Source organism: Spartinivicinus ruber (assembly GCF_011009015.1).
Lineage (GTDB): Bacteria > Pseudomonadota > Gammaproteobacteria > Pseudomonadales > Zooshikellaceae > Spartinivicinus > Spartinivicinus ruber.
Map to the genome: position 1 here is coordinate 54,998 of NZ_CP048881.1, position 12,894 is coordinate 67,891.

General features: G+C 40.6%; 13 protein-coding genes. 8 read left to right on the forward strand and 5 right to left on the reverse strand.

Features of this window, described 5'->3' with window-relative positions:
- Positions 1-46: 46 nt before the first annotated feature.
- The 8 genes from G4Y78_RS30445 (at position 47) to G4Y78_RS30480 (ending at position 8,171) form a co-directional block, all read left to right on the forward strand.
- Positions 47-2,623 (forward strand): phage tail tape measure protein, encoded by a 2,577-nt coding sequence (locus G4Y78_RS30445; protein WP_163836982.1) that lies wholly within the window; start codon positions 47-49, stop codon positions 2,621-2,623.
- Complete coding sequence (locus tag G4Y78_RS30450; RefSeq protein ID WP_163836983.1) at positions 2,620-3,000, forward strand: phage tail protein; 381 nt, start codon at positions 2,620-2,622, stop codon at positions 2,998-3,000. Before G4Y78_RS30445 ends, G4Y78_RS30450 begins: the two co-directional genes overlap by 4 nt.
- Positions 3,000-3,215 carry a tail protein X gene (locus G4Y78_RS30455; RefSeq protein ID WP_163836984.1) on the forward strand — a complete coding sequence of 72 codons (216 nt, stop codon included), beginning with the start codon at positions 3,000-3,002 and terminating at the stop codon, positions 3,213-3,215. The genes G4Y78_RS30450 and G4Y78_RS30455 overlap by 1 nt, the downstream gene beginning before the upstream one ends.
- The gene (locus G4Y78_RS30460) at positions 3,206-4,207 is read left to right on the forward strand and encodes a contractile injection system protein, VgrG/Pvc8 family (RefSeq protein WP_163836985.1); all 1,002 of its coding nucleotides are present in this window, start codon (positions 3,206-3,208) and stop codon (positions 4,205-4,207) included. The genes G4Y78_RS30455 and G4Y78_RS30460 overlap by 10 nt, the downstream gene beginning before the upstream one ends.
- A gap of 492 nt (positions 4,208-4,699) precedes the next feature.
- The gene (locus tag G4Y78_RS30465; protein ID WP_163836986.1) at positions 4,700-4,891 is read left to right on the forward strand and encodes a hypothetical protein; all 192 of its coding nucleotides are present in this window, start codon (positions 4,700-4,702) and stop codon (positions 4,889-4,891) included.
- Between the two features lie 486 nt (positions 4,892-5,377).
- Positions 5,378-6,766, forward strand: a complete 1,389-nt coding sequence (locus tag G4Y78_RS30470; RefSeq protein ID WP_163836987.1) for a hypothetical protein — start codon at positions 5,378-5,380, stop codon at positions 6,764-6,766.
- Between the two features lie 438 nt (positions 6,767-7,204).
- Positions 7,205-7,819, forward strand: a complete 615-nt coding sequence (locus G4Y78_RS30475) for a hypothetical protein (RefSeq protein ID WP_163836988.1) — start codon at positions 7,205-7,207, stop codon at positions 7,817-7,819.
- Between the two features lies 1 nt (position 7,820).
- A complete protein-coding gene (locus G4Y78_RS30480) occupies positions 7,821-8,171 on the forward strand; it encodes a hypothetical protein (protein ID WP_163836989.1) in 351 nt (116 codons plus the stop codon).
- Between the two features lie 128 nt (positions 8,172-8,299).
- Here the strand turns inward: G4Y78_RS30480 and G4Y78_RS30485 are convergent, their stop codons facing one another.
- From G4Y78_RS30485 to G4Y78_RS30505, 5 genes are all read right to left on the reverse strand, one after another.
- Positions 8,300-9,856, reverse strand: a complete 1,557-nt coding sequence (locus G4Y78_RS30485; RefSeq protein ID WP_163836990.1) for a Fic family protein — start codon at positions 9,854-9,856, stop codon at positions 8,300-8,302.
- Positions 9,857-10,372: 516 nt separating this feature from the next.
- Positions 10,373-11,026 (reverse strand): hypothetical protein, encoded by a 654-nt coding sequence (locus G4Y78_RS30490; RefSeq protein WP_222937788.1) that lies wholly within the window; start codon positions 11,024-11,026, stop codon positions 10,373-10,375.
- A 3-nt stretch (positions 11,027-11,029) separates the two neighbouring features.
- Positions 11,030-11,380 (reverse strand): type II toxin-antitoxin system ChpB family toxin, encoded by a 351-nt coding sequence (locus G4Y78_RS30495; RefSeq protein WP_163836992.1) that lies wholly within the window; start codon positions 11,378-11,380, stop codon positions 11,030-11,032.
- Positions 11,374-11,631, reverse strand: a complete 258-nt coding sequence (locus tag G4Y78_RS30500; protein WP_163836993.1) for an AbrB/MazE/SpoVT family DNA-binding domain-containing protein — start codon at positions 11,629-11,631, stop codon at positions 11,374-11,376. Before G4Y78_RS30500 ends, G4Y78_RS30495 begins: the two co-directional genes overlap by 7 nt.
- Before the next feature lie 276 nt (positions 11,632-11,907).
- Entirely contained in the window at positions 11,908-12,759 is an 852-nt protein-coding gene (locus tag G4Y78_RS30505; RefSeq protein WP_163836994.1) for a hypothetical protein, read from the reverse strand.
- Positions 12,760-12,894: the final 135 nt, after the last annotated feature.

The following is a 12,894-nucleotide window of genomic DNA, read 5'->3' on the forward strand; positions in this document are numbered from 1 at the left end:
TGCACACGTTCTATCAAGTCGCCTACCGTCGTCTGTATCACTAGTTATGTCTCAATCCAGTTATTCCATTGCTATCGAAGCGGTAGACCGCTTCAGTGGTCCAGTTCGCTCGTTTAACCGGGTAAATCATGCGCTAACGCAAGGGCTAACCGATCAACGTCAGGCACTTGGTAGACTGCAACTGTTGCAGCGAGACATCGGCAGTTTGCAGCGACAGCAAACCGCCTTACAAGGCGTCAGGCGTCGTCTACAAGATGCGCGTGAACAGCAGGATTTACTGAGGGCTGCCATGGATCGGGCGGCTCAACCCACGGCCCAGCTCACACGACAGTTTGATCGAGCACAACGCGCGGTTAGGGATTTAGAAGCCGCTGAGCGACAGCAACACCATCGGTTACGCACCCTAACCAGTCAATTAAGTACGGCAGGTGTCGAAACCAACGATTTAACCCGTGCACAAGCACGCCTACAAAGCGTAACAGAACAAGCTAACCGAGCGTTAGCGCAACAACGAGAAAGCTTACAGCGGCTCTCAGAAGCCGAAAGGAGGGTAGAACAAAATAGAGCGCGTGGCGCTGAATTACGCGGACAATTATTAACCGCTGGGCTAGCGGCTGCCCCGTTAGCTGTCCCTATAAAGCAGGCGGTGTCTTTTGAAAGCTCGATGGCGGATGTGTTTAAAGTGGTTGATTTTAAAGGCTCTGAAGCGGAGCAAAATCAACAACGGGAGAAAATGCAGCAGGACATACTGAAAATGTCCACCAATATGCCCATTGCGGCATCGGGTATTGCGGAAATTGTCGCAGCGGCGGGGCAATCCGGGGTTGCCAAGGATGAACTACTAGGCTTTGCCGAAAGTGCCGCCAAAATGTCCGTGGCGTTTGATATTTCAGCCGATGAAGCCGGTAAAACCATGGCGGCCTGGCGGGCAGGGATGAACTTAAGCCAACAAGAAGCGGTTGCCCTGGCCAACACCACCAATTTTTTAAGTAATAATATGAACGCCACTGCCGCCGATATTTCGGAAGTATTAAGGCGTAGCGGGGGGATTGCCAAAGGCTCTGGATTTAATGAAACCCAGGCAGCGAGTTTTACCGCCGCGTTATTATCAGCGGGTGATGCCCCAGACGTGGCGGCGACGGCTTTTAAAAATATTGCAGGTGCCATGACCAAAGGAAATGCGGCTACTGGCGGGCAAAAAGAAGCCTGGCAACAGCTGGGCTTTAATCCCGAACAAGTTGCATTGGAAATGCAGCAAAATGCACCTGAAATGTTGCTTAAGGTGTTTGAGCGGTTTAAAGAAGTTCCCAAAGAACAGCAAAGCGCCTTAATCAGTAAATTATTTGGGGAAGAAGCCAAAGGCCCTGTTTCTGCCTTAATTGGCAACATGGACAACCTGAAAAAATCGTTTTTATTAACTAATCAAAGCGCGAAAAGCTTAGGCAGTTCCGCCGAGCGATTGCGGATTTTAGGCGATGCCGCTAATAAATTGGATGAGCGCGGCGACTCAATGCAGTTAGAGTATGAGTCCAGAAAAGCGACCACCGAAAATAATTTTATTGAGTTAGGCAATAGTTTTAACCGACTGCAAATTATTTTAGGGCAGGAATTATTGCCCGTCGTTAACCGCATCATTGAGCCATTAAAAAGCGGTTTAAACTGGCTGTCAGATTGGTTATCTGCCAGTAAAGAAGCCGGTTCAGCCATGCCAACCATTATAGCGTTTGGTGCGGCCATTGCAGCCATTGCCCCGGCTTTACTGGTCGGTGGTCGGTTAATACGACATTTCTTTCGTAGTATTTCCGATCAAAACCGATTATCTCGCGCCCGACTTGATGCCAACACCCGTAATACAGCCCTGGCTGCAACCCGAGCGGCGACAGCGGTGCAGGGTTTAAATACGCAACTCAATAGTTTGGCAGGCGGCAGAGGGGGCGGGCGCAACGGAACCCGTCGTACGACGGGTGCTGAATCTAGTCGTTTAGGTCGGCGTGGTGGCCGATTGGGTGGGCTATTAGCGGGTGGTGCCATGCTGTTGGGTACTGCGGGTGCCAGTGAAATGACAACAGAGGCTGTCATGAATCAGGGGCAACCAGAAGCGTCTGAAACAAGTGCAACTGAGTTGACGACCAGTGTTGGTGAAGTTCTTGGCGGCATGGGTGGTGCTTGGGCAGGTGCAGCAGCCGGCGCGGCTATTGGTTCGGTAATACCTGTCGTGGGTACCGCTATTGGTGGTGCGATCGGGGGTATTTTAGGCAGCATGGCCGGTACCGAATTAGGTGGTGATGTTGGCGAGTGGGTAGGGGGTTTAATTGATGGTGATGAAGAAGAAGCCATCGAGGGCGAAGAGGAAAAAGGCTGGTTTAGTCGTCTTTTTAGTGATGATGAAAAACTGGAAGACCCGCCGAAGCTTGAACAAATCGCTAATAATCAACAAACCCAGCAAACCATTCATTTTGCGCCCACACTGCAACTGCCGCAATCCTCGGGCAGCCCACAAGCCGATAAAAATTATTTGGATATGATTTGGCAAGAATTAAAAGCCAAATTTGAAGCAGAAATGCCAGCTATGGCAAGCGAATTAAATACACATCACTCACTCAGGGATAGGGCGGATATATGAGACAACAATTAGCCCTATCCGATTTTATTTTTTCGGTTGCCAATGACAATGCCTACCAGCAGCTAACCCGCGAGTCGGGTGGGGGCTGGACCAATGTCGAGCGGTTTGGGCAAAAGCCTTTAAGTCAGTTTACAGGCTTGCCTTTGCAGACGATTAGCTTAAATGGTCAGGTGTTTGGTTCTGATGGTGTACAGCAAATGCATTATTTAAGAGCCATGCAAGCCGAAGGCAAGCCTTATCAGTTAATGGATTTTAACGGTAATGATTTAGGCCAATGGAAAATAATGAATATTCAAGAACAGCAAAAATATGTGATTGATGACGGTAAACCGATGGTTATTGAATTTACGCTAGCACTGGAGGAATTTGCAAACTAATGGAAGTAAGAAGCATTGCTGGGGATACCGCCCTGGATGTGCTCTACAGGTACAGGCAAAGCGATGATGATCCGTTAGAAAAACAGCTTTATCAGCTTAATCCACACCTGGTGTATCTCGGCCCCATTTTACCCGCTGGCACCGTTATTCAATTGCCACCAATTAAACTTAATAAAGTTAATAAACTTAACAACGTGATTAAAGTATGGGACTAGGATATAAACCACAAGTCGTATTTAACGGAAGCCATTCAGGTTTAATTAATGAAAGGCTGGTTAAATGGGAATATGTTGATTTTTCTGGCAATGAAACGGACAGACTAACAGCGGTGCTTGATGTGACTGGCATTGAGGGCATACCCAAAGAAGGCAGTAAAATTAGCCTACAGCTGGGGTATAGCGATACTGGTCTGGTTAGTAAGGGTGAGTTTACGATTACCGGCATTAAGCCCCAGTTGCAGCCCAGGCAGATTACAATTACAGGCAGTGCGGCGCCGTTTCAAGTTGACGATAAAAGCGCGTTTCGATTACGTAAAAGTAGGAGTTTTGAAAATGTTGGATTAGGGGAATTATTTAAAGCGGTTGTTGCACCCCATGGCTTTAGCCCACGAATAGACCCAGAATTAGAGTGCTTAATAGTTTCGCATGTTGATCAAAAACAGGAAACAGATAGCTCATTTTTAACAAGATTGGCAAATCAATATGATGCGGTTTGTAAGCCGGTAGATGACTTATATGTATTGGCCAGACGGGGCAGAGTGAAAGCTATTTCAGGGCAGGCATTGCCGCCGGTAGCCGTGGATTTACCCGCCAATAATACAGGTGCAGCCATGGTCAATGGCTCTGTAAACCTACCAAGCCGAACCACATTTAAAGGCGTTCGGGCGTATTATTGGGATAAGGAAAAAGCCAAGCAAATTGAAATTAAAGTGGGTACGGATTCGTTTAGGCGGCTACCCAATCCTTACAATACAGCGGCTGAAGCACAAGCTGCATGTGAACATGAGTTAAGACGGTTAGCCCGCGTTGGCTCAACCATTAATTTAACGTTGCCCGGTGATCCGAATTTAGTGGCAGAAGGATTATTAACATTATCTGATAGTTTTCCGGCAGTCATGATAGGCACCTGGTCAATCGATCGAGTACGACATTACGGGGATAAACAAGGGGGGTATCGGTGTGATTTACAGGCAACGAAACCGCTGTAAATTGAAAACAAAATACGATAACTGTGTTATTTTTATTTAAATTCAAATTAATTGATATAAAATATTGACACGTGTCTCAAAATAATTAGAATCGCCCTGCACATTCGTACCACTGTGCAGGTATGAATGTAGGTAGGCTATGGATAGACTAAAACAAAAAAGAATCTCACGCTTCTTTGTTCCAGCTAGTCAAATTTATTTCACCCACCTATTAATTGAACCATGTGCAACGCTTGATAGGAGCACACATGCAAAACCTACTATAACTTGGGTTTTAATCCTGCATTCTTGCGTGATTAAGCCCGATTAATCACGGTCATTAATTGATCATTACCAGTGACTGATCGAACAGTCTTTGTTCGTAGGATCAGTGCGTTTAAAAAATGTTCAAGGCAAGGGATTTACAGTAAAAAAGCTGTATGCATATACAGTGTTTTTGTTATAATGCCTGACCAATTTTGAGGCCGCTAATGCGGATTTGAATGATAGAGAATGAGAGAAACAACTGTTGTTAAAGACAAAACACTAAAAACTACCCTTTACAAAGCCAATATTTTGCTTGGAAGGTATGCAGACTTTTTATTGGCTTGTGATGCCAAGAGTAATGAAGAAATTATCTGCGTACTACAGATGAGGGATAATATTGACTTGCTGTATAAACAATATACAGCAACTGCCGGTTGAAACAAAAGCTTTTATCTCTGCTTGATTGCCTGCTAACATTACCTGGATAACCCGCAATAGCATTAGTTTTTTATAGATCAATGGGTTATAGTAAGACACTTTTTGTGTATAGAATGAACAAAAGTGGCGACAGTTGCAGTTTGGTTGTCACAAAAGAGTAAACAATTTAAGGGTTAATTTATAGGCAGAAGCAAAACCTAAACCCCTAAAACCAGAAAACCCCAGTGCGTAGGAACACTAGGGTTTAATGGCTGAAGTGGTCATGCTCACGCATTTACACAACGAATCTGGTAAATTCAAGTGTAATACGTGACCTGGCCTTTAGGCAAGCTTTGCTCGAAAAAAATGGCTAGGTTATGATGAATTTTATATTTTCCCCTCCAATACATAAGTACACGTATACCCCATACTCTGCGGCTCATAGGCGATTTATGTCTATTGGTCTGCGCTCAGTCACTTTATAAATTTTTTTTGTAAAGCATGGCTATGAGCGCGGCTTTAAGCTGCGAATACCACAGGACCGCCTACCCAGCAGACTTTTCACGGCTGTTAGGGATCGGGGAAGAGTCCTACTGTCGTTATCTATGGTCGCCACGCATTAAAGAAAAGGCATGGCAAGCTACAGGTACACGACAGTCAGGTAAGTCTGTTGTCTCGATTAAAGACTTTAAGCTAAAAGCGGAAGCGTATGTACCTGCTTTAGATAGCAAGCGTTGCTCGGTTGATTTGTTTATTTCCCCTAATCAGTTCTTTGATTGGCGGAATACTAAGCAGCTAGCCAGCTTACACGCTAATTGGCTCGAAATTGATACAAAAGGCCATGCAGTTCTTTCGGAAGCGGAAGAGCAAACCATCATTGCAGAAGTCTTTGCTCAGATCGCACAAGCAGGTTTACCAGAACCAACAGGTTACATTTTATCCGGCACAGGCGGTATACACCTGTATTGGATTTATGCGGGTGTAGAAGCCTACAAGTGGCGTGTAGATATCTGGCGCAACATCACTACCAAGCTTGGTAAAGCTTTAACAGGTGGTGACTTGTGGCATGTTGATTGGGGGGCTAGCCGTGATCCAGCCCGTGTAATGCGGATGATAGGCACTTATCACGGCAAGACAGGCCGTCTTACTCAAGGCTATGTAGGTGGGCCTTTTTACTCATTTGCAAACTTAGCCCAGTTACTCAATGTGCCTTATAAGCAACCTGTTCAGGCAGCTGCAAGCAGTACAGTTGCTGTATTACCTAAGAAAAAGCCCTTAGTTGTAGTAAACCCTGGCGATCAAAATAAAGTCTCTGGACGTCATACCATTGGCCAGTGGTGGGCAAAAATCTATTTTCATACGCTGAATCATTTGCGCAAGACGGGTGTTCCTGAAGGCAAGCGGGATAGTGCCGCCTTTATTTTGTATGTGGCTCTACGACACATGAAGCCAAGTGAAGAGGATGCTTTTAAAGCCATTCTAACGCTAAATGACGAGCTGATTAAATTACCCCAAGACCAGCTTATCAAGTACCTCAGTACTGCCCGTAAAACACACTACAAGTACCGTAAAGATAGCGTTGCTGATTATTTAGAGCGCTTATTAGGTATTGATAGCCGCTTTTTGTTTGAAAATGATAAAGCCCCACTAACACCTGAAGAAGTTAAACAAAGCCAATCTGTAGCAGCCCAAACAACCGCGCAAACACGACGTACACAAACGCTATCGCAGCTAATGCAAGCAGCTAAGCAACTTGTGGAGGCAGGCTTAAATGCCACACAAACAGCCGTTGCAGGATTAGCAGGCAAGTCAGTTCGTACCGTTAAGCGCTACTGGAGTGAAATTACACAAGAAAAAGGGGTCATTAGGTCTGCTTCTATATATTCCCCCCCTTAGAAATATGGCCCCTTCTTGTTATTTCCTTGATAAACATAGGTGCTTTCTTTTGTTGTGTCGGGATTTGTTATTAAGGATTGTTGGAGTTAGGTGGGCAGAGTGAGTGAAAGTTGTGGGTAAGCTTTGGGCAGTCTTTAGCTGTCCTAGCTTATCCATCAGCTTTTACCACGGCTTGCTGTCCACCGTAAGTGAGGCACTTTGTTTGTCTGAACATTGGTGTAGTTGATGCGGGGAGCAAATTTCAGAGAAAGAGGGATGCAGTTATACATAAACCTAAATCATCATTGATATAAACCAACAGATTAGCTTTTATCCACAAAAACAGGGGATAAGGCTGTTGATACTGGTTTCACAACTAGCTAAACGTGAAAAGAATTGAGCTTTAGCAATATGCTAATATAAGCGTCTATTTAATGTTCAATGGATGGAGTTTACTTGATGTTAAAGCAATGTTTGATTGGAATAACATTGTATTCTTTCTCTGCTTTTAGCTGTTCTGCTGATTCAGTAAAAGAAGAAGTAAGGCCAGAGGCTTTTTGCTATAAACCAATTTGTGAAAAAGTCGCAAAAGTCGCAGAGTGGCCTGATAAGGGGAAAATTGATGGGGTTACACTGGGTTCTTATCATTTTACATTCATTGTTCCTGCTCCAGACAACGCTATTAGGGCAGTAGGTACAGAAGGAGCTGGAATCGTTTATAAAGACGGAAAACGACTTAGCTTTAATGTTTCTGAAGGTCCAGATAATTTAACAAGTGCTTTAGACTATACATTCTCAACATCTGTTAAAGACCTGCCAAAACAGCTACCAGTCAACATATCCGCTGCTAGTATTTTATACAACATAAAAAGTATGTTTGCTGCTGACTCACAGCTAAAAAAATATCAAAAAGAGAACTGGATAGTATACGCTGGGCTTAGCTCTGAAGTGACTTCATTGGTGATTGCCAATAAAAAATATAGTCACCAGGTTTTATTTTTAAGGCTAAAAAATGGCGCAGAAAATTACTTAAATCAGATATTAAATTCTCTTGAATTAGACAAGGTGCACTAACATGCCTGCATTGCTTCAAACGGATAAAGAAAATATATCAAGAATTTTGAAGGTTATTCTTGATGTTAATGTTCCTCCAGCGAATGTGAATGAGCAGGTAGTAAAGTTAACAGAAGATGCCTTAATTAAATTGCAGAGCTGTTCTGCCAAAACTCATGCATTGGGTACAGTATTACAATGCATACCTAAAAGCCCTAATGTTTATGGGTGGCTAGCATCTTGCGGTACAGCAGCAGCTACAAGACATGCTCTAGAAAGTAATCCATCAGAATTTAAGGCCAGCATGGCATGTATGAATGGCATGTCTCAACTAAAACGGGCTATAGAACTAGCAGGTATTGGAATTTTCTAGTCTATTTGATAAGGGTTCGGCTGGAGTGATCTAGCCGTTCTACTCTCCCATATCACCTACTGGCTAATCCTGTTGTGTAGCAAAATCTTAAGTGACTTATTTTGCGTACAAATTCGATAATATTTTATTTAAAGATTATTATTCATTGCTTTTGCTACATCTACTTCAAATCTTTCTTTTATTTCATTTATAGTGCTCTTAGCATAAACTTCAATAGATTGCACTCGATCTTGCTCGATGTATTTTAAGATATACTTGCGTTTTTTATTTGAAACTGTTCCACCACCCTGCATAATAATTGAAACTATAGTATCTAGAGTATTATTCGGTATATCGCAACAATCATTTATGTAGCTTTTAACTAAATCAAAAGCCAACAACAAACATATTTCTTCAAATAAATCTTTAGTTATAGCTGTATTCATCATTTCATAGATGAATTTTACATGTTCTGTATAGTCTGGATATCGATACATGTAATCAATATCATTGTTAATTATGACTTTATGTTCATTATCCAGCTCCCAATCTAGCATTGCCATAATCGGACGTGATATTAACTCCAGCACATTATCATATTTGGCTTGGTTTTTAAGAATAGCTGAGGAAATTGGAATAATAAATTTATGTTCGGATTCACGTTGTTTCATTACATCATGAATTAGATATCTATGTGTTCGTCCATTACCATCTATTAGAGGGTGTATGTACACTTCTCCAAATGAAATTAATGTAGCATGCATCAGTGGTGGAACACTTGCATCTATCATTAATTTGTCATGTGTATCGAGCAAGCCTTGCATCATACTTGGAACATGCTTAGCTAATGGGCCAATATAGTGAACATCTTGATCAATACCGCCTAGTCGTTGAATAGTACTTCCCACATATATTTCTTCTTTACGATAATCATCAGTTTTTTTTGTTTCTTCAACTATTTGATTTTGTATATCTATTATTTTTTCTTTAGTTAACTCAAATAATCCAGCATTTTTAATTGTATTTAAGAAACGCTTTGTTTTTTGATTGCTTGAGCTCTCATTCTCAATTTCAGTAGATGATTTTGTTTCTTTTGTATACAAATAGTTTATTGATCGTCCAATTACATCTACTGATAGATGCTCACCAAGGTCTTGCATCTTTGAATTAGCCATCTCATACACATCTTTTTTTGCAAGATCGAGTATTGCAGATGTTTTTCGAATTGTTGGACAAAATTCCTTAGTACCAATTGCGTTATTGATAACACGAGTACGCTTATTTCTATCACCTGCTTGTAATGTATAATAGAACTTTTCATCAAATAGATTAATGTAGTTTCCAGAAGTAAGGTCTTTTAGTTCAAGCGTTTTTTCCGTTAGCCACTCGTACAAATACCAAAGCACCCGGTTATATATTGAATTTGGCTTATGTTGAATAAACTTAGTAAACCCTACAACATCAACTTTTTTGAAAATAGCCGCAAAAAAGTGCAATCGTATTCCCTGATATTTAATTGCAGCAACCATATTATCGTACGGTGTATCTTTGATCTTTCTGTTGCCTGGAATTATTTTCCGTTTCGATGCACCATATTTTATGGTACTTTCTACTTCAGCTTTGGGGTCTTGATAGACTTCAACGTTCAGCTTTGGTAGTAGCAGATTATAGTGTTTATTTAGGTAACTATATCCTATTGCTCTCATTTTTACCTTTACATACACAGTTTATTACTTAATACTAGGGATGAAGCCTATCTTAGTTTTATCCTAAAAACACTTACAAATCCAGAAAAACACTTACAAATCCAGAAAAACACTTACGAATAAAGAAAAGTACTTAGAAACCCATAATTTCCTTATAAGCTACTGTTAGACTTAATAAAGCTCCCACATCTAAGCCAATATATTAAGCAAAATCAAGTAGTTAGCTTATTTCATCTTGTACAGTATTCTGATAGATTTGGTTGAAATGTGATCTAAAAATAAGTGTAATGTTTCAATTTGAGGCTAGTTTTAGTACTCCGTGCACAAAACATAGATCAGTTAGAACCTTTCTCTGTTAGACCCCGAGTTAGATTGATGGTAAAGCCTTATGGGGGTACGCCTAAGAACCCCCATAAGTGACGATTCTGATATTATGGTGGATTGAGATCCACTATCCCCCTTGTAAGCCTCTATAATCAAGGGGGAAGGTAGAAAAAACTGAAAACTTTAGGTCTCCTACCTTAAGCCTAAATGCAAACCTGTGCTAAAAGCTGTACGCTTAACGATTTTTGTTTCATTAAAATAAATATCAACTAGAACAGCAGTAGGTTTATTAATTGCAGTTTTGAATTTGTCATTAAATGGGGTTACACAAATAATGTTGTATAGTCCTTCATCAACTTTTTCTCCTTGCTCATCAAGTATTCTTAGGCAAGCATCTAGTTGATATTCCACACCATATGGCTGTATCCGCGCTATACGAAAGGTATAATCTTCAAAGAAACCTTCAAAACTCATAGGGTTTTCTAAGCTTTGAACAAGACTTTCAATAGTTCTTGATGGTGGGCAATAAACACTATTTGGCTTAACTTCAAAAAGCTCATATCTGTCATGGTGCTCGATGCTGCTTTCAATAGTTTCTTGCTCAACTATACAGTCATTGAGTTGCACTCTACCCCGATCTAAATCTACTCTCGCTTTTAAAATTCCAGCATTATAGGCTTCTTGGTTAACTAGAAATTCTTCCTTAAAACTAAGCTCTATACCTTCATTGGCATCAGCAATAACAGCTGCATACCCATGAATATAAGACTCGCTATGTTCGTCTCCTGCTAATGCTTCTCTGGAAAAACTCACATATGGGTTTTCAGTTGTTGCATTCATATCCATTAATTACTCTAAAATTGCTGCTAATCGTGCTAATGCTTCCTGCACTATATCATCAGGTGCGGTTTCTACCTTCTTTGCTTTTCTCGCCGCTAAATTAAGCATTCGCGCCCCATTTACTAAAATTACCCCTTGTGTTTCAGTGCCTGCACCCATTAAAGGGATTGCAAAGCCTTGGTAACGGGAGTAATTCCCACCTTGGGTAATAGGAGCAACGAATGCAGTTCCTAAGCGGTTATAACTGCTAGGGGAGAGCACCAGGCATGGTCTAAAATCACCTTGAACTTCATTACCTACAACAGGATTCAAGGATACGCGAACAATATCGCCGCGTTCAAACTGATTTCGCTTTACCAAATCTCATTCCCTACTGCCGGTGAATTATCCCAGTCTGATAACTCTTCTGATACGGGTGCATTTGAATCGCACTGAGCTAACAACTCATCAAGTTTATACTTAGGTCGCTTAGTGACTGGGCTAATCACTATGTTGCTGCCGTTTTCCTCGATGTTGATTGCATCACCTTCTGTGAGGTTGTATTTTTTGAGTAAAGCCGCAGGAATAATAGCCCCTGAGCTATTACCAATCTTTCTGATGGTAGTTCTCATAGTTTGACCATTGTTGATACTTTGTTATAACAATTGTATCTTGAGTATATACGTAGTGTCAACAATGTTATAACTTTTGGCTATGCCTCAAAAGTTATTATTTTAGGCTGGTCGAGGTCAAGGCTTCAGTAAAATCAAGCAGTCATTAGTAATTTACTTAAAAATTCTTCAGTTTTAGAGGGGGTGACGGCTCTGAAGGTGTAAATATTGTAAATACCATTAAAACAGTGTGCGCTAAACAATTCCCATTTCTAGATAAACTTTTTTCCTAACAAACTACTTAGGGTTAGAATTAGCCATTGATTTAGCTGAATCTATAAAGTAACACCACGAATTATTAATTTTAACTTGTTTACTTATATCTCTTCCAGCCGAATATATACCAAATGGGTTGAATGGAATGGGAAGTGGTATGTTGGAAAGTACACTCATAAGGGTAACCTTAAAAATACTTGACTTACAGCTTTTAGCAATATCCCATAGGGATTTATTGAGTTCATCTCTCAAAGTATTATCTATAGAGGTGTCAATTCTATCAAGTGAAAAAAATTTGTCCCTAAAATTTTTTATATTTCGATCTTCTCTTAGTTCGAGGATTTGATCCCAGGTTAACTCTGAAAAATTTGGAATTAATATTTCTGTTTCAAACAGGCTTTCAATATAAGATTGAAAACTATCGTTAAGACTAATTGAATATACTACAACAGGAGGAAGATTAATATAGAAGTCTTCCAATCTAGATTTAAGTATATGATTAAAAGCTAAATCACTTCTAATATCTCCAGCACAAATTGCTATAGACTTATATTCTTGTCTATGATTATGAATTCCTATTGCGGAATCATCTTTAGCTATATCCACAGCTGCCTTAGATATGGCTTCATCATGAGTTTTTACAACATATGAACCGGCTGTCTCAAGGGTTTTTTCATAGTCCTCTACTACATCTGCCATATCGATAAAAAGGCTTTGAAATTTCTTGTTTTTACTAAGTTTATTTCTTTCAGATACATCTTTTCGTCCTTGGCATAGTAATGCGGCAAATTCCGGTATAGATTGAAAATCGTCTATTTTTGAATTACCTATAGGGCAGCCATATTTATTGAATATGATATTATCAAATAACAATGCATAACGCTTGTATATATCTGAGAGTGATAACCCAGAGCGTTTGAAATTTAATGAATTATAGAATGAGGAATAGACTTTCATAATTTATTAATTAAAATATTAACTCATATATATAAAAACTAGTTGATTAAT